The sequence below is a fragment of the Brucella sp. HL-2 genome, from assembly GCF_025846885.2.
Lineage (GTDB): Bacteria > Pseudomonadota > Alphaproteobacteria > Rhizobiales > Rhizobiaceae > Brucella > Brucella quorumnocens.
Genome location: NZ_JAOYTK010000002.1, coordinates 374399 through 398306, shown reverse-complemented (window position 1 = coordinate 398306; position 23908 = coordinate 374399). Strand labels below are relative to the sequence as shown.

The following is a 23908-nucleotide window of genomic DNA, read 5'->3' as shown; positions in this document are numbered from 1 at the left end:
TGCACGATTTCTTCAATATGGATGGCACATCATGGCGGATGAATTTCTATACACTTCAACGACCGATATTCGTGCGGTGCCGCTGATCGAGGCGCTGACAATCGAGTATGACACGCGCTACGGCACCTATTTCAATGAAGAGGGTGCAGCAGCCGAAATGAACAAATATCCGCCGGAAGCCTTCGCGCCTCCGCACGGCAATTTCCTGCTGCTGCTCCGTGACGGTCAGACAATCGGTGGTGGTGCATTCATGCGCTATGACGATGTGACAGCCGAATTCAAGCGCATCTGGACGCATAGTGATCTGCGCAGGCAAGGGCTTGCCAAAAAGGTGCTTGAAGAGCTGGAAGCGCAGGCACACCGTCAGGGTTACACGCGCGTTTATCTGACCACTGGTTTCCGGCAGCCAGAAGCCAAAGAGCTTTATCTCAGAAATGGTTATACGGCGCTTTTCGATGTGTCCGCCGACCCCGAGGTTTACGGGACTTTGCCTTTCGAGAAAAATATCGAGAATATCAGACAAGTTGATTTTAATGCTTCCGATACGACTGCGAAGCACGCGGCATTTGGCTAAGTAAATGCTAGGGTACAAGAGTGGGTGTTATGGAAAAAACATCCACTGATCGATGTTTAAATAGACTTATTTGTTTTGAAACTTGACGCTTCATCTCCGAAACTCAGGTTGAGTGACTTCCATGACAGACACGTCTGCATTGGATCATAAGTTAAATGATATTTCGGAGCGGCGTTGATTATGGCAATTGCTACAGATTTTGCAGGGACAGACGGGGAAGTTAATTCCCGCGTAAGTCCGGGTGACTTCAAGCACTACAAGATCGTTCCGGCGCGCTATCCGGCGCGTGTGATTGGTACTATCTTGGCTGCTGGCCTGATTATCGCCGTACTGCAGTCGGTTCTGACCAACCCTAGATGGGGCTGGTCAGTCTTTGCAGAATGGTTCTTGTCAGAGCCCGTTCTTGTCGGTTTGATGCGGACGCTGTGGCTGACAGCGCTTGCAACGGTGCTTGGATTTGCACTGGGAACCGCACTCGCGCTTGCTCGCGTTTCACGCTCGCCGCTGCTATCCGGTCTTTCCTGGGCCTATATCTGGCTGCTGCGATCCATTCCACTGATCGTCCTGCTTCTTGTTCTGAACAATCTCGGCTATCTATATGAAACTGTTAGGCTTGGTGTTCCTTACACGGATATCACTTTTGCCGAATATCCAACCGTTCAGATACTCAGTCCGTTTGCTGCTGCCCTTCTGGGGTTGAGTCTTAATCAGGCAGCGTTCTCTTCCGAGATTATCCGTGGCGGTATTCTGTCTGTCGATCAGGGGCAGCTCGAAGCTGCCGCCGCTCTCGGCTTGCCGCGACGCAGACAGGCCTTCCGCATCGTGCTTCCGCAAGCCATGCGCACAATACTTCCGACGGGCTTTAATGAAATCATCGGTCTCGCTAAAGGCACATCGATGGTCTACGTGCTTGCGCTGCCGGAACTCTTCTACACGGTGCAGGTCATCTACCGCCGCAACCTCGAAGTCATTCCCCTGCTGATGGTCGCAACCGTCTGGTATCTGATCATCATGACGGTGCTGTCGATCGCGCAATATTACATCGAACGTCATTTCTCACGCGGTGCTTTGCGGAATCCGCCTCCAGCCATTCTGACACGCCTTTTCGCTCGTTTCATTCCTGCGCAAGCAACGACATCGACCAAAGCGCAGAACGTAGTCAGCCGCGAGCAGGACGTACAGATTACTGATGCCCTTGCCGTCAGCGGGTTCACAGGTGCGCGACGCGGTGCGGTGGATATTCACGGTGTATCCAAAAGCTTTGGCAACAATCTCGTTCTTGATAATGTCAGCTTGCATATCAAACCCGGCAGCGTGACCGCGATCCTCGGACCATCAGGTTCAGGCAAATCGACATTGCTGCGATCCATCAATCATCTGGAGCGTGTTGATGACGGCTTTATCTCGATTGACGACGAACTGCTGGGTTATCGCCAGAGCGGCAACACCCTCTACGAGCTTAAAGAAAAAGACATTCTGAAAAAACGCGTCGATGTCGGCATGGTGTTTCAGAACTTTAATCTCTTCCCGCATCTGACCGTGCTGGAAAACATCATCGAAGCACCGATGATTGTGCGTGGACTGAGCCGGGATGCCGCGACCGTGGTTGCAAAACGTCTGCTGGCGCGCGTTGGTCTCAGCGAAAAAATCGATGCCTATCCGCGTCAACTTTCCGGTGGTCAGCAACAACGTGTCGCCATCGCCCGCACACTGGCCCTCAATCCAAAAGTCATCCTGTTCGACGAACCAACCTCGGCACTTGACCCTGAACTGGTTGGTGAAGTGCTGGATGTCATCAAGGAGCTTGCACGCTCTGGCACCACGCTTGTCATCGTAACCCATGAGATCGGCTTTGCCCGTGAAGTGGCGGATACGGTGGTCTTCATGGAAGAGGGCCGTATTCTCGAAACCGGCAGGCCGGAGCAGCTTTTCAATGCGGCAACGCATCCCCGAACCCGGGAGTTTCTCGCAAAAGTCCTCTGACGCCAGAACGCCCGCTTTGTTAAGCGCATTCCGAAAATCGGTTCTCACTTTTCGGGATGCGCTCAGGATCCAAACCACAACTCCCGACACTTACGATTGCCCTGACGGGGCAGTCGACGGGGATTGTTTGTCCAATATTCAGATTATTCTCAGGAGTCATTCAATGAAATCAAGCAACTACAAGAACGCAATATTGGGCAGCTTTCTGGCAGCAGCAACGCTGTTCAGCGCGCCAGCCTTTTCCGCAGAGCTTGATTTTAGCCCGGAGCAGCCAAACCGTTTGCGCACGGAAAAGAGCGAAGCCGTCGTCAATGCCGTTCCCAAGGATTTCAAGTTCGTGCAGGACGGCAAGTTCGTCGTCGGCATCAATCCTTGGGTGCCTCCGATCAGCACTTATGCAACGGATGCAAAGACTGTCGTGGCTTTCGATCCTGATCTCATTCAGCTGGTTTCCGATACGTTGGGCCGTGAGCTTGTGCTGGTGCCAATCGCCTGGGCTGACTGGCCGCTTTCACTTGAATCCGGCAAGTTCGATGCCGTGATTTCCAATGTGACCGTGACCGAAGAACGCAAGGAAAAGTTCGACTTTTCAACGTATCGCAAGGATGAGCTTGGATTTTACGTCAAGGCGGACAGTGCGATTACATCACTGAAAGAGCCAAAGGATATTGCGGGCCTGAAGATCATTACCGATCCCGGTACCAATCAGGAAAACATTCTTCTGCAGTGGGACAAGCAGAATGTTGAAGCTGGTCTGAAGCCCGTCGAAGTGCAGTATTACGACGACGATGCGGTCAAGAGCCTTGCGCTTGAATCCGGTCGTGCGGATGCGGTCTTCAGCGTCAATGCAGTGCAGGCCTATGCCGCATCGCAGCACGGCAAAACCAAGCTTGTCGGCACGGTAAGTGGCGGCTGGCCGCAGACGGCCGAGGTGGCAATCACCACACGCAAGGGCAGCGGTCTGGCCGATGCGCTGACGCTGTCGCTTAATGAACTCATCAAGAACGGCAAATATCATCATGTGCTTGAGCGTTGGAGCCTGAGTTCAGAAGCCGTCGATGAGGCCAAAACCAACCCTGCCGGATTGCCGAAAAGCGGATCGTAAGATCCGCTCGTAACGGGGTAAAATTTAAAGAAATCAGGTCATTACACAGAGTTTTACACTCAAGGAGATGGGAATATGGCTTATATCAGAAAAGCGGGATACTTCACTGCGGGCCTGATTTCAGGGGCTTTGCTGATGACGAATGCTGCATGGAGTGAGGGCAGATTTGATCTCAGTCCAGAACAGCCAAACCGTTTGCGGGTTGAAAAACTCGATAAGCGTATCGATCAGGTCAAAGACTTCAAATTCGTCAAAGACGGTGTTCTGACTATTGGCATCAGCACCAGCGGTCATCTGCCGTTGCATGACTATGCATCAGATTCCAAGACCGTCATCGGCTACGATGTCGATCTGGCACAGATCATTGCCGATAGTCTAGGACGCGATCTGGAACTGGTTTCGGTTGCGTGGGCCGATTGGCCTCTTGGGCTTGCTTCGGGCAAATTCGATGCGGTGATTTCCAACGTCACAGTGACGGAAGAGCGGAAGGAGAAGTTCGATTTCTCCACCTATCGCAAGGATGAGCTTGGCTTTTACGTCAAAGCTGATAGCGCGATCAAGGAGCTGAAACAGCCCAAGGATATTGAGGGCCTCAAGATCATCACCGATGCAGGCACCAATCAGGAAAAGGTGCTGCTGGAGTGGGATCGTCAGAATGTTGCAGCCGGTTTGAAACCGATTGAGGTGCAATATTATGACGATGATGCGGTCAAGGATCTCGCCATTCAAAGCGGCCGTGCCGATGCGGTTTTCAGCGTGAACGCGACACAGGCCTATTCCGCTGGCATCAATGGCAAGACCAAGCTGGTTGGCACGGTCAGTGGCGGCTGGCCGATCACCGCCGAGATTGCGGTCACAACGCGCAAGGGTAGTGGGCTTGCAGCTCCACTGACCAATGTTCTCAACGATCTGATTGCAAACGGTGCCTATACCAAGGTTCTAGATACTTGGAACCTTGGACCGGAAGCCATCACCGAAGCCAAGACAAATCCACAGGGCCTGCCGAAAAGCGGTTCGTGAGGGGCTGGGCTGGCACATGAGGGGACGCATATGCCAGCCCGCTTTAATTTACTTAAATGGAGAACGGTTCATGAGAGCAGGCGCTCTGTTAGTTGCTGCATGGGCGTTGGTAGGCGCTTCATCCCTGTCGGCCTTTTCGGAGGATGGTTTTGATTTATCACCCGAGCAGGCTGGCCGCATTCACGTGCAGAAAGATGCTGCAGCAATCGCTGCCATTCCCGCAGATTTCAAATTCGTCACGCCGGGCAAGCTGACTGTGGCCGTTGCGCCGGGCGGTCCGCCGCTGGCGGCTTACGCCACAGATGCCAAGACCGTTGTGGGTGCGGATGCAGACTATGCGTCCGCAATTGCTGAAAGCCTTGGGCTTGAACTCGAAAGCGTTCCGGTCGCATGGATCGATTGGCCGCTGGGTCTCGCATCCGGCAAATATGATGCCGTGATATCCAATGTTGGTGTCACGGAAGAGCGCAAGGAAAAGTTCGACTTTTCGACCTATCGGCAGGGCTTGCATGGCTTTTTCGTAAAAGCCGACAGTGGCGTTACCTCCATCAAGGAACCCAAGGATGCTGCAGGCCTCCGCATCATCGTGGGTGCTGGGACCAATCAGGAGCGCATTCTCGTCAAGTGGAGCGAAGAGAATGAGAAGGCGGGGCTTAAGCCGCTGGAACTGCAATATTACGATGACGAAGCTGCCAGCCTTCTGGCTCTGCAATCGGGCCGGGCCGATGTGATCGTGCAGCCCCACGCGCAGCTCGTGTTCATCGCCTCCCGCGACAAGAATATCAAACGCGTCGGCACGCTGAGTGCGGGCTGGCCGGATCGCTCGGATGTGGCGATTACAACGCGCAAAGGCAGCGGACTTGCCGATGCACTGACCATTGCCACCAACAGCCTGATCGCAAGCGGAGCCTATGCCCGCATTCTCGACCGCTGGCATCTGAAGGAAGAGGCTCTCAAACAATCGGAGACCAATCCGCCCGGATTGCCGAAGTTCAAATAACGTTTCTGCGCGCATCTTATCCGAAAACAGGTTCACACTTGTCGGGATGCACTCACATACAAAAGGATAAAACGTGCCAAAATCGATCGACTATTTCTTTTCCATCGGTTCGCCCTGGTCATATCTCGGGCTTGATACGCTTGATACGCTTGAGGAGCTGGCAGAGCGGCATGTGGTCGAAATCAAGCCTTATCTTGCGACCGTCATCGAGGAAAATGGCGGCATCTTTTCGCGCAATCGTCCGGAAGCCCGTCGCGCTTATGGCACGCAGGACCTCAAGCGTTGGGCCAAGTTTCGCGGCAAACCGCTTTTCATTGATGACCGACCGGCTCTGAGTGACCCCACGCCTGCTTCATTCAGTGTGATTGCCGCCTATCTTGAAGGTCAAAACTGGCTGCAGCTGACACGTGTGCTTCAACATGCATTTTGGTCTGAGGCTAAGGATATTGGCAAGCCGGAAGTCCGCAGTGCCGTGGCCGATGAAGCTGGCTTTAACGGTCAGTATCTGTTGGGCCGTGAGAATGATCACGACGTTCAGGCCAAATGGAAATCGGATCGTGAACGTGCCGTCGATAGGGGTGTGTTTGGTTTTCCGACCTATATTTACGATACTGAGACCTATTGGGGACAAGATAATCTCGGCTTTCTGGCGAGCCATCTGCGCGGAGAAACCTATTAAATTCAACCGGCTGCATTAGAAACTTCAGATATTGCAGCCAGTTGTTATATAGGCTGTCAGCGAAGCGCGTATCCACCATCCGGATAAAGGTTCGATCCGGTCACAAACCTGTTTCCCATCAGGTAAAGTACTGTATCGGCAATCTCGGATTCAGTGCCTGGTCTGCCGACAAGCGAATTTTGACGATAGTGTTCAAAGGCCATTTCGCGTATTTTCTGCGGACGATTTTGCCAAAGATGGCCGTCGATTGTGCCAGGAGAAATCGTGTTCACCCGAATGGGTGCCAGATCAATCGCCAACCCGCGACCGAGCCCTTCGATTGCACTGTTGCAAGCTGCATAAACTGCGCCACCCTTGATTGGCCTTGCACTGGCCGCACCGGCCATCAAGGTGATCGAACCAGCCTTGTTGAGATGCGGAACAGCGTGTTTCACAGCCCAGTATTGGCCCCAGAACTTTGAACGAAACGGGCTTTCAATTGCCTCTATGTCGTCGCTGTCGAGGCCGGCTACCGTGTAAGTGGCCGCCGGGATGAACAGATGATCGAAAGCGCCGATTGCTCTGAAAAATGTCACAAGAGATCCGGTGTCGGAGGTGTCGACTTCCAATGCGGTTGATCTCTCTCCCAGAGTTTTAGCAGCCTGGCCAAGTCTTGCAGGATCGCGTGCGCCTATAACGACCTTGCCGCCTGCTTCTACTGCCTTCTTTGCAACGGCGAACCCGATCCCGGTACTTCCACCGATCACAACGATTTTCTTATCTTGCAGTGCTTCTGACATTGCTCATCCTTCACAACTCTGAAACTTTGTGAAAGGCAATTTATCATGGAGAAAATTTCGCATTTCTGGCATTATTTATATTCAATCACGACAAAAATTATCGGCTGATGATTTCAAACGAACGGTTTAACGGTATCAGAGCATTTGTTCAGGCTGAGCAATCGGGCAGCTTCGCGGCTGCATCAACCGTGTTGGGCCTGTCGCAATCTGCAGTCAGCAAGTCTGTTGCGCGGCTTGAAGATCGTCTCGGTGTGCGGTTGTTTCATCGCACGACCCGCAGTCTAAGCCTGACCGACGAGGGGCGTGTTTATCTGGAAAGCTGCCGTCGGGCGCTTGAAGAGCTTGCGAATGCAGAAATTGCACTTTCTTCCCGCATAGCTGTTCCGTCAGGACGGGTGCGGATTAATCTGCCGGATTTGTTTGGCCGGAAATGCGTTGCACCTTTGTTGATGCAACTCGCACAAGCCCATCCACAGCTGCATTTTGAAGTGTCATTTGAAAACCGCGTCGTGAACCTCATCGAAGAGGGGTACGATCTTGCGGTGCGGATCGGTGATCTGCCCGATAGTACGGATTTGATTTCTAAACGCGTGGGTCAACAGGACGTCATCATTTGTGCATCACCCTCCTACATATCGGCCTATGGTAAGCCTTCGAAACTGAGTAACGTTCAAGAGCATTTCTGCGTCACGCAGTTTCGTAGTGGGCGGAACGAACCATGGGTCGTTTTAAACGAGAATGGGGAAAAGGTTCGATGCGATATCCGCTCAAACCATAGCTTTGCTGCTTTTGATATGATCGTCGATGCGGCTATTGCTGGCTTGGGGCTTGTTCAGGTACCCCGCTGGCTGGTCGAAGAAGAGTTCTTGTCCGGCGCGTTGGTTCAGGTTTTACCGGATATCAGAACGCCTTCGTTACCGATCCATATCATATGGCCGGGCGGGCGTGTTCTTGCATCACGCGTGAGAGCAACGATTGATGCAATTGCTGAAGGCTTGCGGTAGATCGCGCCGCGCTTGATAAACGCGGCGCTGCTTAATTTTACTGGCTGGAGAGGCTGTTTCCAGCTGGGGCACCAAGCTCAAAAAGCTTGGAACCTTGCTCGCCATCGATCTCCCGATAACCAATGATCCGAAACCATTTAACGACATCAGGACGATCAAGCCAGCTTCTGGAATGTATCGGACGGTCGCCGGAAAGCGCCTGAATTTGCTTGATGTGCTTCCGACAAAACCGGACGGATCGCGCATTGAAGAAGTCCTCCTTCGCCGCAAACAGGGTATCTGTTCCATCATCCGCCTCTTGCCAGGCAATGATCGCCACGACCTTGTCGTCTTCAATCAGTGCATGTGCGCGTCCTTCGCGCAGGTTCATGGTAAGGTTATCGTAGGCCGATCTTACGTCTTTCCCGGCCGCGATATATTCCGCTGCCATTCGCTCTGAAAGGTCGTGAAAAACGCTTTCCAGATCACCAACACTTGCTGTGCGTGCTTTCATCTTTCTGACCTCCCTTGGTTATTTTCCTCCGCGCCCAAAGGGATAATCTGATTATCCCAAGGCTGATCGGATCGATATCTTCAACGTCAAAACGCTGAAGCCGGTTCCACTTTGAAAATATGCCATGTTGGGTTTGTCGAGAAAACCCAATAAAGCCAACGCAAGATATTGGGATAGAGTCTAACATTGCTCTGTGACGGGCGCTTAGCACGATGATCCATGAATCACGGAAATATGAAGCGCAAATTCCTTGAGTGAGGCAGGCAGCGCAATCATATTTCTTAGTTCAATGAGTACGTAGTCGTAAAATCACCGTTCTGACAAACGCTCATCGAGAAGCGCCCACCTCATTTCGCAATAGCCTCAGGAACGATCAATTGAACAAGTCTCTTCATCTTACGGCGTTTATGCGCCCTGTAAGCCTGCATACTGGCGCTTGGCGATATCCCGGTGCCTATGCCGACGCAAATTTCAATTTCAAGCATCTGAAGGCTTTTGCTCAGAAACTTGAAGCGGCGAAATTCGACGCATTCTTCATGGCGGATCATCTTGCTGTCCTCAACATGCCGGTCGAGGCGCTAAAGCGCAGTCATACAGTTACATCGTTTGAACCATTCACGCTGCTGTCGGCTCTGGCTGCGGTGACTGACAAGATCGGACTGGCCGCAACGGCGTCCACCACATTCGACGAGCCCTATCATATTGCCAGACGTTTTGCCTCGCTTGACCATATAAGCCAGGGGCGCGCAGCGTGGAACATCGTCACGACGTCCAATCCCGATTCAGCGCTCAACTTCGGCAAGGACGAGCATGTCGAACATGGCGAACGCTACAAGCGTGCGCGCGAGTTCTATGATGTTGTAACGGGACTTTGGGACAGCTTTGCGGATGATGCGTTCATCCGGGATCAGGAAAGCGGCATCTTCTTTGATCCATCCAAGATGCATGTTCTGGATCATCATGGCGATGATTTTAATGTGCGTGGACCACTTAATATTGCGCGTCCCGTACAGGGATGGCCGGTGATTGTTCAGGCTGGTCAATCAGAACCGGGTCGCCAGCTGGCAGCAGAAACGGCGGAAGTGGTCTTCTGCGCTCCGCGTGACATCATTGAAGCCAAGAAGCTTTATGCGGATTTGAAGTCGCGGTTGTCCGCCGCCGGTCGCGCGCAATCGTCGTTGAAGATATTGCCTGCAGCCTTCATCGTCCTTGGCGATAGCCTTGAGGAAGCCAAGCAGAAGCGTGCGAAGCTCGATAGTCTTGTTCATTATGATAGCGGTATCGCATCGTTGTCGATTGCTCTGGGCCATGATGTATCAGGCTTTGATCCAGACGACTATCTGCCTCAAATTCCCGAAACCAATGCAAGCAAGTCGGGCAGGGCGCAGGTTCTTAAATTGGCCGAAGAGGAAAAGCTGACTGTCCGTCAACTCGCCCAGCGTTACGGCGGCTATTCAGGTCTTGCTTTCGTCGGAACCGTCGAAAGCGTTGCCGATGAAATGCAGAAGTGGCTGGAAGAGGATGCCAGTGACGGCTTCACGGTTGTATTCCCCTTCCTGCCGGAAGGCCTTGATGATGTGGCGGAAAGACTGGTGCCTGAGCTACAGCACCGTGGTATCTTCCGCACTGATTACGAGGGCAGCACGCTGCGTGAACACCTAGGCCTCCCACGCCCTTCAAACCGCTTTTTTGACGGCAGCTAAGGTGTCTGAACTCTGAACCGATGCAGCTGGATGGATCGGTATTTTCAAACCGAGATTGTCCCGCAATGTCGTACCATCATAATCGCTGCGGGCAAGCCCGCGGCGACGAAGCTCCGGCAGAACCAGCTCGGCAAAGTCTTCCAGTCCCGCCGGGAAGATAGGCGGCATCACATTGAAGCCATCCGCGCCATAGGTTTCAAAACGCTCTTCGAGCGCGTCAGCCACGTCCGTCGCTGTACCGACGATTTGCAGATGACCACGCGCGCCCGCAACCCGTAGATAAAGTTCGCGAATGGTCAGATTTTCGCGCCGCGCCAATTCAAACAGAAGCTCTTGTCTGCTTTTGCTGCCTTGAGTTTCCGGCAACTCAGGCACGGGACCGTCGAGATCGAACTGCGAAAGGTCGGGACCAGACCAGCCCGAAGAAAGAATATTGAGCCCCACAGACGGGTGAATGAGGTTTTGGAGCTGATCGAACTTATCCTGAGCCTCTCGCCTTGTGCGACCAACAACCGGAAAAATGCCCGGCATGATTTTGATATCGTCGGCATCACGGCCATATTTCGCTGCACGCAGTTTGACATCTTTGTAGAAAGCGACGGCTTCCTCAACAGTCTGCTGTGCCGTGAAAACAACATCTGCACTTTTTGCTGCCAAGTCCTTTCCAGCCGCCGAAGAACCGGCCTGCACCGTCACGGGATGCCCTTGCGGCGAACGCGGTACATTCAACGGTCCCTGAACCGAGAAGTGCTTACCCTTGTGATCAAGCACATGCCGCTTGTTAGGTTCAAAGAACCGTGCCTGCTCCTTGTCATAAAGAAAGGCATCATCTTCCCAGCTGTTCCATAGCCCCCTGACGACATCGGCAAATTCTTCCGCCCGTTCATAACGGTCGGCATGTTCATAATGACGGTCGAGATTGAAATTGCGCGCCTCAAAGTCGCTGGCCGAAGTCACAAGGTTATAGCCCGCGCGACCACCGCTTAAATGGTCGAGTGAGGCAAATTTTCGCGCGATGTGAAAAGGCTCATTGAAGCTCGATGAGGCCGTCGCAACAAGACCGATGTGGCTGGTGACAGACGAGAGCGCGGACAAAAGCGTGAGCGGCTCAAACTGTGCTACATAGCTGTGCGCTGTGCGGCTCAGAATTTCGAGATTGTCGCCGCGGGTTCCCGCACCATCGGCAAGAAACAGCAGATCGAATTTGGCTGCTTCTGCCAGCGAGGCAACGTTGCGGTAATAGTCGAAGTTGATGCCAGCATTTGCAACAGCATCCGGTTGCCGCCATGCCGCAATATGGTGGCCGACCGGATAGACGAACAAGCCAAAACGCAGAAAACCCTCACGCTTTGCCATTTCAGGCGCTCCGGGCCTGAGATGGTGTTGCAACGGATAAGGCTGGCAGTTCCAGATTGGCGCGGAAGTCAGAACCGATATAATCCGTATCAATCAACGACCGGCGTCGAAGCTCCGGGATCAGACCATTTAGAAGCAAATCTTCCTGATCGGGATTACCAATGCCATGCAGCGTGAGAACATCAACAGCACCTGTGTTGAAGCGTTCTTCAATCGCATCGACGAGTTGCTCCGGCGTACCTGCAATCGACCAGTGACCGGTTTCCTGTGCCTCAATAATCAACTGACGCAAGGTCAGACCTTCGCGCGCATAGCGACGGAAAACTTCGACACGGCCCCGGCGGCGGTTAATGCTGGTGACTTCCGGCAGCAGGTTTTCCGGTAGAGACTTGTCGAGCGGCAGATCGCTCAGATCAATATGACCGCCGAGCATATCTGCAAGTTTGACACGTCCCTGATCATAATCGATTGTTTCATGCTTGTCTTTCAGACGGCGAGCAACATCGGCTTCCGATGAGCCAATCAGCGAATGAAGCGAGTTCATGATGAATGGCAGATTGTTGGCTCGGCCAAACTGTGCTGCTCTGCGGCGCAGCTCGGTGGCAAAGGCCACAGCATCTTCGAGCTTCGGCTGTGACGTATAGACGACTTCAGCATAGCGCGCGCCAACCGTGACACCGGCGTCGGATTGGCCGGCCTGAAACTGAACCGGACGACCCTGCGGCAGAGGTGGCACATTCAGTGGCCCTTCTACGCTGAAATGCTTGCCACGATAGTTGATGGGGTGAAATTTTTCCGGGTGCACAGAGATATTACCCGACGCTTTGCGCGTGATCGCATCACGTTCATTTGCATCATAGAGCGCGTTCACGATCTCTATGAATTCCGCAGCCCGTTCATAGCGCTCTTCCGGACTTGGCAGATCGCCGCCGAAATTCTCTTCGCCGACCGAAGAGGTCACAGCATTCCAGCCCGTTCTGCCACCGCTCAAATGATCCAGCGTTCCGATCTGGCGTGCGAGATTATAAGGATGCAAAAATGTTGTTGAGACCGTCGCAATAAGCCCGATATGCGATGTGGCATGTGCCAGCGCCGCAAGCGCGATAACCGGGTCTTGCGTGCCGGTGGTGCCTGCAAGACCGGCCGGATCAAGTTGTAGAAGGTCGGCTGTAAAAAGACCGGTGATTTTCTCAGCTTCAGCCTTCTTTGCCAGCTCTATTGCGCGTTTGAACCCAAAGGTCTTGTCCTGGTCATTGTCCGCGGAAACAACGTTGCTGGCACCGAACAGGGTTTTCAAGCGACGGGTACGTGTTCTTGTCATAGTGATCTCCTTAAGAAGCGCATCCCGAAAAGTGTGAAACGTTTTTCGGAAAAGATGCGCGTTAAATAGTAAGCTAAGCGGCGCTAATCGTTGGAACGGCATCCAGCAGGGCGCGTGTGTAATTGTGCTGTGGTTGGGAAAAGACGCGTTCAACGGCGCCGCTTTCAACAATGCGACCGTCCTTCATCACCAGAACGCGGTCTGTCAGATGATGAACGACGCCAAGGTCATGTGAAATGAACAGAAGCGATGTGCCAGAATCTGCTTGTAGCTCAGCCAGAAGGTCGAGTACCTGAGCCTGCACCGATACATCAAGCGCGCTTACAGGCTCATCGGCGACCAGAAGTTTCGGGCGCGGTGCAAAGGCACGCGCGATGGCGACACGCTGGCGCTGACCGCCCGACAATTCACGGGGATAGCGCTTGAGAAACTGCGAACCGAGACGCACAGCATCCAGCACTTCCACCACGCGCTTGCGCCGTTCATCACCAAAGACATGAACGGAATCGAGGCTTTCACCGACGATCTTATCAACCGTGTAACGCGGGTCGAACGAACTGAGCGCATCCTGCGCAATGAGCTGCATATGTGCACGTTGCGAACGGCGTTGCTCTTCGCGCAGATTGCTCCAGAGCTTGCCATCAATATGCACTGTACCCTGATCGGGTTCTGTAAGGCCCAGAACAATCTTTGCGACGGTGGTTTTGCCGGAACCGGATTCTCCGACAATGCCGAGCGCTTCGCCAGCTTTCAGCGAGAATGAGACATCATTGACGGCTAAAGGCGTGTTGGCCTTGCCATAATGTTTGAAAAGTCCTTTGGCTTCCAGAATATTGGTGCTCTCATCGATGCGCTTTGCTGGCAGGGCCACCCTGACTTGAGGTTGGTGCGGCTGTGCTGGCGATAGCCGGTAGCCGCGCGATCCGGCCGACGGTACGGCTTCAAGCAAATGTCGCGTATAGGCTTCCTTCGGCGCATTGAGTATCTGCCTTGTTAGGCCTTCCTCAACGATGCGGCCATTGTGCATGACCAGAACGCGATCCGCCAGCCGCGAGACGACGGCAAGATCATGGCTGATCAGAAGAAGTGTATGGCCAGCGCGGCGACGCTCCGCAAGAAGATCGAGGATCTGTTTCTGAACCGTCGCATCAAGCGCTGTGGTTGGCTCGTCCGCGATCAACAGCGACGGCGAACGCGCAACCGCTGTTGCGATCAGTGCGCGTTGCCGTAAGCCGCCCGAAAGCTGATGTGGATATTGCAACAATCTGCGATCAGGGTCGGGAATGCCGACCGAGCGTAGCAATGCCTTGCTGCGATCCGTGACATCCGGTCGCCGGAAAAAGCTTGTTGTCCCGAAGGCATCGGAAAGCTGTTGCGAGATACGACGTAGCGGATCAAGCGAGACCAGCGCGTCCTGTAAGACAAAGCCGATCTTGTTGCCGCGCAAACACCGCCATTGCTTGTCGCGATAATCAAGGACATTCAGACCATCAATCTCGAAAAGGTCAGCCTTGACGATTGCGCTTGGGCCTGAAAGTCCGATCAGTGCTCGTGCCGTCACCGACTTGCCCGAACCGGACTCTCCAACAAGCGCTACCGTCTCACCAGGATGAATGGTCAAATTGATGCCTTCGACGACTTTGACCAACTGGTCATCGCGTTGAAAGCTGATGGATAGATTACGGATTTCAACAAGGGGCGTTGTCATGACTGCCTCCGGCCTTCAAAGGCAAGCTGCCAACGGCGTCCGAGAATGCTGATGGAGATAACGGTGAGTGTGATGGCCAGACCCGGCCAGACGCCAATCCACCATGCAACACGCAAATAATTGCGCGCTTCTGAGAGCATCGCGCCCCATCCGGGAGCTGGCGGCTGCGGTCCCATGCCAAGAAAGCTCAAGCCTGCTGCACTGATGATTGCTGTGCCAAGCCCGATGGTTGCAAGGATTGGTACCTGCGCAATGGCGTGGGGCAATACGTGCCGCAATACGAGGATGTGACGCTTCAGCCCAAATGTTTTCGCCTGCTCGACATAACCGCTTTGCGCAATAACAAAGGTTTGCGCGCGCACAACGCGGGCGAAACGCGGAATGATGGCGACCCCGAGTGCAAAGATCAGATTGATGGTGCCGGGTCCGGTGAACGAGATGAAAACAAGAGCCAGCAGCAGATCGGGAAACGAAGACACCACATCAAGAAAACGGGAAATTGCTTCATCAATCAGGCCGCGCGATAGTCCAGCCAACAGCCCCAAAATCGAGCCAGCGATAGCACCGATAGCCACAGCACTAAAGCCGATCAGTACCGAATAGCGCGCACCGTGAACCACGCGTGAAAACACGTCGCGGCCCAAATGATCGGTGCCAAACCAATGTTCTGCAGAAGGCGGCAATTGTGCCTGTAGCGGATCGGCTAACAATGGATCGGCTGTTGTAAGTAAACCCGGCCAGAGCGTTGCAACGGCAATTAGCGTTAGAAAGAGCGATGGTAGTGCCAGTGCCGGGCGCGAAAGGACCAATCGGGCCAGATTACGTAAGCTTGTGCCAGCCGGATTTGCCGTCGAGTGTGTTTCAAGTGCGGGGGTGACACTCATGATCTATCTCCGGCCTTCGGTTCTCAGGCGCGGATCAATCAGCAGATAGAGCACATCAACGATGGTGCTCATCACCACATAGATGAACGCCGAGAAGATAGCGACAGCCAGCACCACCGGCAGGTCGTGATAAAGCACTGCATCAACGGTGATGCGCCCAAGACCGGGACGTCCGAAGACGGCTTCGGTAATGACAGCGCCTGAAAGAAGGCCTCCAATCAGCCAGCCTGTCAGTGTCACTGCGGGCAGCGATGCATGACGCAAACCGTGCCTTAATCGCAGCACAAGATCGCTGGTCCCCCAACTGCGCACCGTAAGCGCAAAGGGTTCTTCCAGTGCGCGTTCAAGACCTTCGCGCAAAACCTGTCCAATGACCGCGCCTAAAGACAAACCAAGCGATAGAGCTGGAAGAACGAGTGCTGCGAAATTCCTGTCCCCCGACACCGGAAATAGCTTGAGTGTGAAGGAGAAGACGAAGAGCAGAACGATGCCAAGCCAGAAGGATGGCGTTGAAATCAGTACAAGTTCTGTGCCCGCTGCGATTGAGCGTGGCAGCTTTTTACCGGCAGTCAGAACAGCGCTGCCAACAGCAAAGACGATTGCCACAAAGAGCGCGGCCCCTGCGAGCTTTAGCGTCGGCCACATCTGCGAAAACAGCAGCTGTGAAACGTCTGTCTGCAGATAATAGGAGCGGCCAAAATCGCCATGCAGAATACGTCCGAGATAGGACAGGTATTGCATGAAGATTGGATCATCCAGCCCCCATTCTGCGCGAATGGCAGCTTCAACTTCCGGCGTACGCAACTGCTCGCCAATCAGTATGCTGACGATGTCGCCCGGCGCGAGGTGGACGCTGATGAAGCTCAGCGTGATCGCGGCCCAAAGAACCAGCAGGCCTGAACTTATGCGAAGAGTGATTTGTCCCGTAAGGCTGTTACGCGGGACTCCGAAACGCCGGGGCAACCAGCTTGCGGGTGCGCGACCGATGGTCGTGGTATTTTCAACATCCATGATCTGTAGCTCCTCTGTGCCGAAGTCCCCAGGACGGCGTGTTTATTCGCTGCGCCAGATGTCGTAAGCGCTTTCAGGAAGTTGCTTGAATGGACGGAAGCTTATGCCTTTGACATAGCCTGCAGCCGCAACCTGATCTTCAGGCTCGTACAGCGGCAAGGCATAGGCCTGATCCAAAATGGCGAAGTTTTGCAGCTTGCTGTAAAGCTCAAACCGTTTGGTCTGATCGAGCGTTGAGGCGGCTTCATTCAGCCATTGCGCCAATTCGGGTGCTGAAGCGCGGCTGTAATTGATATAACCGCCCTTATCGAGTGGCAGGTAATGCAGCTCGATATCGATAGCGTCTGTTGGCGTATTGGAATTGGCAATCGAGCCAAATTCGCCGGTCTTGCGGCGATCTGTGTAGGTTCCGGCATCCACATAAACGATCTTGAGATCAATGCCCGCACTCTGGCGCGCCTGTGCCTGCAAAGCCTGCAAGAGAACGTCGCGCTGATCACGCACGGTTGCCTGTGCCTGAATAACTTCAATAGTCAGCGGCTTGCCATCCTTGGTGCGGAAGCCTTCCGCATTGCGTTCGGTCCAGCCTGCTTCATCCAGAAGTTTGTTGGCAAGCTCTGGATTGGCGCCGTATTTTCCTTCGATGCTTTTGTCGTAGAACTGCGGATCAATCGGCGACGTGATGCCCCATGCGCGAGTGCGTTCCCCGCGATAGACAGACTTGAGAACGGCATCGACATCAATGGCTGCAACCAGCGCCTTGCGAACATTAAGCTCCTGCGTCGGCCCCCATTCGACATTGAGGAAAAGCGAATAAGGCGTGCCGGTGTTCAAAGCCGTCTGATAGGTGAAATCAGGATTGTCTTTGAACAAGGCCGCATCATTGCCGGACACACCTTCAATGACATCAACCTGACCAGAGGTAAGTGCGCCGGTTCTGACTGAGGACTCGCCTAAGAAGCGATAGGTCACTTCATCAAGATAGGCTGGACCCTGATGACCGGCATTTGCCGGTGCCCAGTTGTAATCCGGGTTTTTTACGAAGTTGAGTTCCTGTCCTTTGGCATAGCGCTTCAAAATGAAAGGGCCGGTTCCTGCAACCTCAGGTCCGCCGGATTTGATTTCTTCAGATTTGAATGCAGCAGGTGAGAGAATTTCCAGGCTGGCAATATAATCGAGAAATGGCGCGTAAATGCCTTTGAGCGTGAAACTGACGGTGTTTTCATCAAGCGCTTTCGCTTCTGCAATGCGCGACACTGGCCCGGTGCTTGTGCTGCCGGAATAGGCCGGGTCTTTGAGCGCTGTAATGTTGGCTACGACAGCTTCCGCATTGAATTTTTCGCCGTCCGTAAACTTCACATCATCGCGTAGCGTGAATGTGTAGGTTTTACCGTCGTCCGAAATCTTATGATCTTTCGCAAGCCAAGATACATAACCGCCGTCAGCGGTGCGTGCGAGCAGCGATTCATAAGCATTGCGCAGCAGAAGCTTGGTTTTGTCCTGACCATTAAGCTGCGGATTGAGCGTTGCAGGCTGGGTTTCAACACCCCAGACCAGCTTGCCACCTTCAACGGGTTTGGCATCTTCCGCGAATACGATTTTTGGCAGTGCGACCGCTGCGAAAAATGCGGTTCCGAGTGTCAGGAAATATCGGCGATTAAGCATGTATCGGTCTCTCGTAAGAAGGATGAAATTAATCTTGAAGCCAGATGTCGTAGGCATTTTCCGGAAGCCGCTTGAAAGGGCGGAAACCAATGCCTTGAACGCGGGATGATGCGACGATCTGATCGGCAGGCACGTAGAGCGGCAGGCCATAGGCCTGTTCGAGCAGCGCAAAACGTTGTAACTCTCCGTAAGTCTCAAAGCGCTTTTTGGGATCGAGCGTGGAAGCGCCTTGGTCCAACCATTGGGAGACTTTGGGGTCTTCTGTCCGGCTATAGTTGATTGAGCCGCCCTTATCGCGTGGCAGATAATGGAAATAGATGGTGACGCCGTTTTCCTGCGTCGTGGTCGAATTCGGAATGATGCCGTATTCGCCGTCTTTCTGACGGCTGGAATAGGTGCCCGTATCGACATATTGCAGCGCAATATCGATGCCCGCATTCTGTCGGGCCTGTGCCTGTACCGCCTGTAAAAGAATATCCCGCTGGTCGCGCACGGTGGATTGTGACTGCACAACCTCAATTGTCAGACGTTTGCCGTCTTTCGTGCGGAAGCCGTCCGCATCGCGTTCTGTCCAACCGGCCTCATCGAGAAGCTTACTGGCAAGTTCTGGATTAAACCCGTAAGTGCCTTCAATCGACTTGTCGTAAAAGTCTGTGTCGGCGGGCGTAAGAATGCCCCAAGCACGTTCGCGTTCACCGCGATAAACTGACTGAATAATGCGTTCGACATCGACGGCAGCCAGCACTGCTTTACGCACATTGACGTCGGAAGTGGGTTCGCGGGTGATGTTGAGATAGAGCGTATAAGGCGTTCCGGTATTGATTGAAGTTTGGTAGCCAAATTCCGGGTTATCCTTGAAAAGTTGGGCATCATTGCCGGAGATGCCTTCTGCGGCATCAATCTGCCCGGAAGTGAGTGCGCCGATACGCACTGAGGATTCAGGCAGGAAACGATAGGTCACATCATCGAGATAGGCCGGGCCTTGATGAGCGGCATTTTCGGGCGCCCAATTATAATCCGGGTTTTTAACGAAGCGGATTTCCTGACCCTTGATGTACCGGTCGATAACAAATGGGCCGGTTCCTGCGACTTCTGTTCCACCAGCCTTCAGCTGTGTAGACTCGAATGCTTTGGGCGAGATCAGTTCTATGCCCGCAGCACCATCCAGAAAGGGCGCGTAAACGCGGTCAAGTTTTATGACGACAGTCAGTGGATCAACAGCCGTGACTTCGCTGACACGCGCGACATGGCCTGCACTGATGCTTCCCGAATAAGTGGGTTCTTTGAGTTTGCTAAAGTTGAGAGCAACAGCCGCCGCATCGAATTTCTCACCATCCGAAAACTTCACGCCGTCGCGGAGTTTAAACGTGTAGGTCTTGCCGTCTTCAGAAACTTCATAGCTCTTGGCGAGCCACGGCACATAACCACCCTCCGGTGTGCGGGCCAAAAGGGATTCATAGCTGTTGCGTAAGATGAGCTTGGCTTTGGCCTGACCGTTCAAATGGGGGTTAAGTGTGCTTGGCTCTGTCTCCACACCCCATGTGAGAGAACCACCGCTGACGGGTTCAGCATTCGCTTTGGCTGAAGTGATTTCAGCACCAGCGGCAATGATCAGGGTAAGGGCGCTGGCGCCAGCCAGAAAAGCTCGTCTTGTTACCACGTTGAATATCCAGTGTCGGAAAAATGGGGGAGGTTATGCTGCGATTGCCGGGCGACTATTGGCGAGCAGCTCAATGGTTTTGAGACGATGCCTGCCTTCTGAGACAGGGCAGTCGATAACGAATTCAGCGATGTCCAACTCACGATGCAGGCGTTGAAGTTCAGTGTGAACATGCAAGGCTGTGCCACGGACGACACGGGGCGTGCGTTCTTCGATGCTGTATTGTGTGGCTCCGGCCTGTCGCACATATTCAAGCGCCTGTTCGTGGCTGCCGACATTGACCGGCTGTAGGCCTTCGACCGAAACACGGAAGCGACGAATATCGCCTGCCAGTTTTTCCGCCTCAGCATCGCTCTCAGCAACAATAACGCTGACGGCTAAAATGGCAGGGCGGTTCGCAATTGCCCGATAGGCTTCAATCGCTTCTTTTATTGCTGCCGGATCGCCCTGAATGTGTCCGGCGTAGACAAAATCCCATCCGAGGCGAGCAGCAAGCTCCGCACTTTCGACGCTCGCTCCCAAGAGGAACCGTTCAGGTTTTTGCGGCGGCACTGGATATGCGGCAATGCCATTTTCATCATCTGATTTCTCTGAACCATGATCGAGAAAGCCATCAAGCTCTGCGAGTTGCTGTTTAAAGGATGGCTTTCGGTCCGGGTCATAAGCCCCTTGCAGTGCGCGGGTTGAAAGCGGCAGGCCTCCAGGTGCTTTTCCGACGCCCAAATCGACCCGTCCCGGGGCAAGTGATGCAAGCAGATTAAAGTTCTCAGCGACTTTATACGCGCTGTAATGCTGCAGCATCACGCCGCCAGAACCAATCCGGATATGATGGGTATGAGCCAACAAAAACCCGATCAGTACCTCCGGTGACGAACTGGCAAGCCCCGGTGAGTTGTGATGCTCTGCCACCCAAAAACGGTGAAAGCCTGCGGCTTCTGCTTTCTGCGCAAGCTTAATCGTGCGGGCCAACGCCTCTTTGGCTGCTTCTCCATCATGAATGGGGCTCTTATCGAGAAAACTAAGCGCGTAGGGCATTTCATCCTCACTAACAAATTCAATGAAGATGTAATCTATGTTTTTTGTAGAATATTAATCGAGCAACGATCTTCCAATATTTGCGCACTCATTAAACGTTCATGCCGTGCAAACAGCCCAACAAAGATGCACCGTTAAAGGAAGATACTGTTCGATGGTGGCTTTTTGCTTCCACTCAATACACGTCGGACAGGATTTGTTTCAGCGGAGGCATTCTATGGTTGATACTATTATCCAGTCCTCTCTTTTGGACCCGGCAGCGCAGCCTCTCATTGATGGGCTGGTGCAAGAATATGACGGTCGATACGGCAATCTTGATCGTCCTGGTGGCGCGCGAACGGAAATCCTACGCTATCCGACAGAGGCATTTTCGGCTCCGCTTGGTGGTTTTCTGCTGCTTCAGCGCAATGGCGAAACCATTGCTGGTGGCGCTTATATGAGCCACGACGACGAGACAGTGGAACTTAAACGTATCTGGACGGCATCGCATTTGCGAAGGCAGGGGTTGGCTCGACGCATTGTGTTGGCGCTTGAAGAGAGTGCTGGTGATTTAGGCTACACGCGCGCCTATCTATCCACCGGCTTTCGCCAGCCGGAAGCAACCGCGCTTTATATTTCGCTCGGTTATCGTCCACTTTTCGACACGTCGGTTGATGTGCAGCAATACCGCTCGCTGCCTTTTGAAAAGCATATAGGTGTTAAGTCGGGGCAGCCGATTTCCACCCCAATCTATCCGGCATCTGCCTCATTTGAAGAGGCAACCCAGCGGGTGCAGGAGCGCAAAGCAGTGCAAGAAGCAAAAATTCTAGCGCGGCTGCAAAGCTATCGCGAAACTGCCGCGTGAGAAGGGAAACGAACCATGCCTCTTTCACAGATTGAACATTTTGCCTTTCTCATTCCCGGCAGTCATTGGGAGAATGATCCCGTACGGGGTTTAGAGGACACGCTTCAGCTTTTCGAACATGGAGAGCGACTGGGATATGACAGCGCATGGGTGCGCCAGCGTCATCTGGAACGCGGCATTTCATCTGCCGCTACCTTCCTCGCAGCCGCTTCGCAGCGAACAAAGCGCATCGGTCTTGGCACTGCGGTCATCCAGCTTGGCTATGAAAATCCGTTCCGGCTGGCTGAAGATCTGGCGACCGTGGATTTGCTGTCCCATGGCAGGCTGAATGTCGGTGTTTCGGTCGGCGCGCCGCCCTTTGGGCATTTGATCGCTGATTTTGTGGATGCTGCTCCCATCGCTGATTACAGTCATGCGCGTGCAGAAAAACTGGCACAGGCACTGCGGTCAGAACCACTTTCGGGCGATACCGAAGCAGGCAATGCCGCTGGAGCGCAAATCCCGCGTTTAAGACCCTTTGCCAAAGGGTTGACCGACCGCCTCTGGTATGGCGGTGGATCACAGAATTCAGCACGTTGGGCGGGGCAGGCTGGGTTTAATCTTCTGACGGGAAACATTGTCAGCGGTGAGAACACGGATGATTTTCTGACAGCCCAAAAAGCACTCATAGAACGGTTCCGTCAGGAATGGGTGCATGAGCGTGCGCCGCGTGTCGCACTTGGCCGGGTGATCCTGCCCACGGACAGCGCCAGTCCGGATGCGCGCCGTCGCTATGCGGAATTCGCCGCCGAACGCGACAAGCGAACGGGTTTCGCCCATGGTCCGCGCCGCACTTTGTTTCTGCCCGATATTGTGGGCACGACAGAGCAAATTCTGGAAACACTCGCAGCCGATCCTGTTCTGCCGCTTGTCTCCGAATTTCGGTTGGAGCTGCCTTACGAATTTCATGCCGAGGATTATGCGCAAATACTCACTGACTTTGCGCGGCTTCTTCCTGCCTCGGGCAAAAGCAAGCCGGAACTCAGCGTTGCTCGTGCTGGCTAGTTATCCAATCCATTCAATTACGATCGGAATAAAATCATGACGCAGTCTAAAGCCCTGCTCTTAGGCGTGGGTATCAGCGCCGCAGCCGCACCTCGAGCCAGCCTCAAGCAATCGCGGCAGTTCTGGACGGAGCTGACAAAACCGTTCGATGGTTCATTTGCATTTCTGACACTGGAAGATGAGTTCGCACACGAGGGCGGCGATGGGCTGGATGCCATCTTGCTGGCAAACTGGCTTGCACCACGTCTCACCAATATTGGTATCATCCCCGGTGCGCCGGTGAATTTTGTGGAACCGTTTCACGTTTCGACCGCCATTGCGACGCTTGATTATGTCAGCGAGGGGCGTGCTGGACTTCTTGTGCAGCAGCTCACAAAACAGCGCGATCTGGAAGCCAGCAAAGCGCTGGGTGCATTGAATGGTTATCCATCGCTTGATCAACAGGCGCTTAAAACCGACACTCAAGACGCAATCGAAGTTATTCGCAGGCTTTGGGATAGCTGGGAAGACGACGCAGTTATTCGCGATAAGAAAACGCAGCGGTTTCTCGATGCGTCCAAACTGCATTACATCAATTTTGAGAGCGACAATTTCCGGGTTCTCGGCCCTTCGATCACGCCGCGTCCACCACAGGGACAGCCGATTGTAGCTGCAACGCTTTCAAATCTTGATGAGTTGAATGTCGCCCGCAATGCGAATGTGGTTTTTGTTCCAGCAGATGAGCCGCTTATCAGGGCTGCTGGCGCATCCGTGCATGATCGCGCAGCGCCGTTTGTCGTCGCCGACCTCGCGCTTTCTGACACGCCAAGTGTTCAGGAAACGATTGATGTGGTTACTGAGAGCCAGGCATGGGGCGCGTCGGGCATAAGGTTGCTCTTGTCTGATCCGCAATCGCAAAGCGATTTCGTTCTCAAAGAACTGCTGCCCGCATTGCAGGCTCACAAGCTTGTTCACAACGGCGAAGGCACCACGCTGCGGGCGCGGTTTGGTTTGCCGGAAGCAATCAATCGTTATTCAACAGCCGCCTGAGCGAAGGAACC

21 protein-coding genes are annotated in these 23908 nt (G+C 53.7%); 11 read left to right on the top strand and 10 right to left on the bottom strand.

Annotation, left to right across the window (positions count from 1 at the left end; genetic code table 11):
* Positions 1 to 31 precede the first annotated feature (31 nt).
* The 6 genes from OIV19_RS04980 to OIV19_RS04955 all read left to right on the top strand — a co-directional run bounded on the left by OIV19_RS04980 (position 32) and on the right by OIV19_RS04955 (position 6361).
* Positions 32 to 574, top strand: a complete 543-nt coding sequence (locus tag OIV19_RS04980) for a GNAT family N-acetyltransferase (protein WP_264230850.1) — start codon at positions 32 to 34, stop codon at positions 572 to 574.
* Between the two features lie 180 nt (positions 575 to 754).
* Complete coding sequence (locus OIV19_RS04975) at positions 755 to 2557, top strand: ABC transporter permease subunit (protein ID WP_319637583.1); 1803 nt, start codon at positions 755 to 757, stop codon at positions 2555 to 2557.
* 163 nt (positions 2558 to 2720) lie between these two features.
* The gene (locus OIV19_RS04970) at positions 2721 to 3662 is read left to right on the top strand and encodes an ABC transporter substrate-binding protein (protein WP_264230849.1); all 942 of its coding nucleotides are present in this window, start codon (positions 2721 to 2723) and stop codon (positions 3660 to 3662) included.
* Positions 3663 to 3797: 135 nt separating this feature from the next.
* Entirely contained in the window at positions 3798 to 4682 is an 885-nt protein-coding gene (locus OIV19_RS04965; RefSeq protein ID WP_498831029.1) for an ABC transporter substrate-binding protein, read from the top strand.
* A gap of 70 nt (positions 4683 to 4752) precedes the next feature.
* A complete protein-coding gene (locus OIV19_RS04960; protein ID WP_264230847.1) occupies positions 4753 to 5682 on the top strand; it encodes an ABC transporter substrate-binding protein in 930 nt (309 codons plus the stop codon).
* Positions 5683 to 5755: 73 nt separating this feature from the next.
* Positions 5756 to 6361, top strand: a complete 606-nt coding sequence (locus OIV19_RS04955; RefSeq protein WP_264230846.1) for a DsbA family protein — start codon at positions 5756 to 5758, stop codon at positions 6359 to 6361.
* 56 nt (positions 6362 to 6417) lie between these two features.
* Here OIV19_RS04955 and OIV19_RS04950 read toward each other — a convergent pair whose 3' ends face one another.
* Positions 6418 to 7140, bottom strand: a complete 723-nt coding sequence (locus OIV19_RS04950) for an SDR family oxidoreductase (protein WP_264230845.1) — start codon at positions 7138 to 7140, stop codon at positions 6418 to 6420.
* A gap of 107 nt (positions 7141 to 7247) precedes the next feature.
* On the opposite strand from OIV19_RS04950, the gene OIV19_RS04945 reads away from it, so the two are divergent.
* Positions 7248 to 8144: a LysR family transcriptional regulator gene (locus OIV19_RS04945; protein WP_264230844.1), complete on the top strand. Its 897-nt coding sequence runs from the start codon at positions 7248 to 7250 to the stop codon at positions 8142 to 8144.
* Between the two features lie 37 nt (positions 8145 to 8181).
* Here OIV19_RS04945 and OIV19_RS04940 read toward each other — a convergent pair whose 3' ends face one another.
* Positions 8182 to 8637 carry a hypothetical protein gene (locus OIV19_RS04940; protein ID WP_007878990.1) on the bottom strand — a complete coding sequence of 152 codons (456 nt, stop codon included), beginning with the start codon at positions 8635 to 8637 and terminating at the stop codon, positions 8182 to 8184.
* 407 nt (positions 8638 to 9044) lie between these two features.
* Here OIV19_RS04940 and OIV19_RS04935 point away from each other — a divergent pair, with 407 nt between their 5' ends.
* Positions 9045 to 10340: an LLM class flavin-dependent oxidoreductase gene (locus tag OIV19_RS04935; protein WP_264230971.1), complete on the top strand. Its 1296-nt coding sequence runs from the start codon at positions 9045 to 9047 to the stop codon at positions 10338 to 10340.
* On the opposite strand, the gene OIV19_RS04930 is transcribed toward OIV19_RS04935, so the two are convergent.
* The 8 genes from OIV19_RS04930 to OIV19_RS04895 all read right to left on the bottom strand — a co-directional run bounded on the left by OIV19_RS04930 (position 10314) and on the right by OIV19_RS04895 (position 20980).
* Positions 10314 to 11696 (bottom strand): LLM class flavin-dependent oxidoreductase, encoded by a 1383-nt coding sequence (locus OIV19_RS04930; protein WP_264230843.1) that lies wholly within the window; start codon positions 11694 to 11696, stop codon positions 10314 to 10316. The two genes, OIV19_RS04935 and OIV19_RS04930, sit on opposite strands and share 27 nt — an antisense overlap.
* 1 nt (position 11697) lies before the next feature.
* Positions 11698 to 13017 (bottom strand): NtaA/DmoA family FMN-dependent monooxygenase, encoded by a 1320-nt coding sequence (locus OIV19_RS04925; protein WP_264230842.1) that lies wholly within the window; start codon positions 13015 to 13017, stop codon positions 11698 to 11700.
* Positions 13018 to 13090: 73 nt separating this feature from the next.
* On the bottom strand, positions 13091 to 14725 hold the full coding sequence (locus OIV19_RS04920; protein WP_264230841.1) for an ABC transporter ATP-binding protein: 1635 nt from the start codon (positions 14723 to 14725) through the stop codon (positions 13091 to 13093).
* On the bottom strand, positions 14722 to 15609 hold the full coding sequence (locus tag OIV19_RS04915; protein ID WP_264230840.1) for an ABC transporter permease: 888 nt from the start codon (positions 15607 to 15609) through the stop codon (positions 14722 to 14724). Before OIV19_RS04915 ends, OIV19_RS04920 begins: the two co-directional genes overlap by 4 nt.
* 3 nt (positions 15610 to 15612) lie before the next feature.
* The gene (locus tag OIV19_RS04910) at positions 15613 to 16620 is read right to left on the bottom strand and encodes an ABC transporter permease (protein ID WP_264230839.1); all 1008 of its coding nucleotides are present in this window, start codon (positions 16618 to 16620) and stop codon (positions 15613 to 15615) included.
* A gap of 42 nt (positions 16621 to 16662) precedes the next feature.
* Positions 16663 to 18285 carry an ABC transporter substrate-binding protein gene (locus OIV19_RS04905; RefSeq protein WP_264230838.1) on the bottom strand — a complete coding sequence of 541 codons (1623 nt, stop codon included), beginning with the start codon at positions 18283 to 18285 and terminating at the stop codon, positions 16663 to 16665.
* A gap of 28 nt (positions 18286 to 18313) precedes the next feature.
* Positions 18314 to 19945 carry an ABC transporter substrate-binding protein gene (locus OIV19_RS04900; RefSeq protein ID WP_264230837.1) on the bottom strand — a complete coding sequence of 544 codons (1632 nt, stop codon included), beginning with the start codon at positions 19943 to 19945 and terminating at the stop codon, positions 18314 to 18316.
* Positions 19946 to 19978: 33 nt separating this feature from the next.
* On the bottom strand, positions 19979 to 20980 hold the full coding sequence (locus OIV19_RS04895; RefSeq protein ID WP_264230836.1) for an LLM class flavin-dependent oxidoreductase: 1002 nt from the start codon (positions 20978 to 20980) through the stop codon (positions 19979 to 19981).
* Positions 20981 to 21197: 217 nt separating this feature from the next.
* On the opposite strand from OIV19_RS04895, the gene OIV19_RS04890 reads away from it, so the two are divergent.
* Genes OIV19_RS04890 through OIV19_RS04880 form a run of 3 tightly spaced genes read left to right on the top strand, consistent with a single transcriptional unit; the run spans position 21198 to position 23897 of the window.
* On the top strand, positions 21198 to 21824 hold the full coding sequence (locus OIV19_RS04890) for a GNAT family N-acetyltransferase (RefSeq protein WP_191792783.1): 627 nt from the start codon (positions 21198 to 21200) through the stop codon (positions 21822 to 21824).
* A 15-nt stretch (positions 21825 to 21839) separates the two neighbouring features.
* Entirely contained in the window at positions 21840 to 22868 is a 1029-nt protein-coding gene (locus tag OIV19_RS04885; RefSeq protein ID WP_264230835.1) for an LLM class flavin-dependent oxidoreductase, read from the top strand.
* Between the two features lie 36 nt (positions 22869 to 22904).
* Positions 22905 to 23897 carry an LLM class flavin-dependent oxidoreductase gene (locus OIV19_RS04880; RefSeq protein ID WP_264230834.1) on the top strand — a complete coding sequence of 331 codons (993 nt, stop codon included), beginning with the start codon at positions 22905 to 22907 and terminating at the stop codon, positions 23895 to 23897.
* Positions 23898 to 23908: the final 11 nt, after the last annotated feature.

Coding starts and splice junctions, on each gene's coding strand:
- OIV19_RS04980 (WP_264230850.1), top strand. CDS start 32: ATGGCGGATGAATTTCTATACACTTCAACGACCGATATTCGTGCGGTG.
- OIV19_RS04975 (WP_319637583.1), top strand. CDS start 755: ATGGCAATTGCTACAGATTTTGCAGGGACAGACGGGGAAGTTAATTCC.
- OIV19_RS04970 (WP_264230849.1), top strand. CDS start 2,721: ATGAAATCAAGCAACTACAAGAACGCAATATTGGGCAGCTTTCTGGCA.
- OIV19_RS04965 (WP_498831029.1), top strand. CDS start 3,798: ATGACGAATGCTGCATGGAGTGAGGGCAGATTTGATCTCAGTCCAGAA.
- OIV19_RS04960 (WP_264230847.1), top strand. CDS start 4,753: ATGAGAGCAGGCGCTCTGTTAGTTGCTGCATGGGCGTTGGTAGGCGCT.
- OIV19_RS04950 (WP_264230845.1), bottom strand. CDS start 7,140: ATGTCAGAAGCACTGCAAGATAAGAAAATCGTTGTGATCGGTGGAAGT.
- OIV19_RS04945 (WP_264230844.1), top strand. CDS start 7,248: ATGATTTCAAACGAACGGTTTAACGGTATCAGAGCATTTGTTCAGGCT.
- OIV19_RS04940 (WP_007878990.1), bottom strand. CDS start 8,637: ATGAAAGCACGCACAGCAAGTGTTGGTGATCTGGAAAGCGTTTTTCAC.
- OIV19_RS04935 (WP_264230971.1), top strand. CDS start 9,045: ATGCGCCCTGTAAGCCTGCATACTGGCGCTTGGCGATATCCCGGTGCC.
- OIV19_RS04930 (WP_264230843.1), bottom strand. CDS start 11,696: ATGGCAAAGCGTGAGGGTTTTCTGCGTTTTGGCTTGTTCGTCTATCCG.
- OIV19_RS04925 (WP_264230842.1), bottom strand. CDS start 13,017: ATGACAAGAACACGTACCCGTCGCTTGAAAACCCTGTTCGGTGCCAGC.
- OIV19_RS04920 (WP_264230841.1), bottom strand. CDS start 14,725: ATGACAACGCCCCTTGTTGAAATCCGTAATCTATCCATCAGCTTTCAA.
- OIV19_RS04915 (WP_264230840.1), bottom strand. CDS start 15,609: ATGAGTGTCACCCCCGCACTTGAAACACACTCGACGGCAAATCCGGCT.
- OIV19_RS04910 (WP_264230839.1), bottom strand. CDS start 16,620: ATGGATGTTGAAAATACCACGACCATCGGTCGCGCACCCGCAAGCTGG.
- OIV19_RS04905 (WP_264230838.1), bottom strand. CDS start 18,285: ATGCTTAATCGCCGATATTTCCTGACACTCGGAACCGCATTTTTCGCA.
- OIV19_RS04895 (WP_264230836.1), bottom strand. CDS start 20,980: ATGCCCTACGCGCTTAGTTTTCTCGATAAGAGCCCCATTCATGATGGA.
- OIV19_RS04890 (WP_191792783.1), top strand. CDS start 21,198: ATGGTTGATACTATTATCCAGTCCTCTCTTTTGGACCCGGCAGCGCAG.
- OIV19_RS04885 (WP_264230835.1), top strand. CDS start 21,840: ATGCCTCTTTCACAGATTGAACATTTTGCCTTTCTCATTCCCGGCAGT.
- OIV19_RS04880 (WP_264230834.1), top strand. CDS start 22,905: ATGACGCAGTCTAAAGCCCTGCTCTTAGGCGTGGGTATCAGCGCCGCA.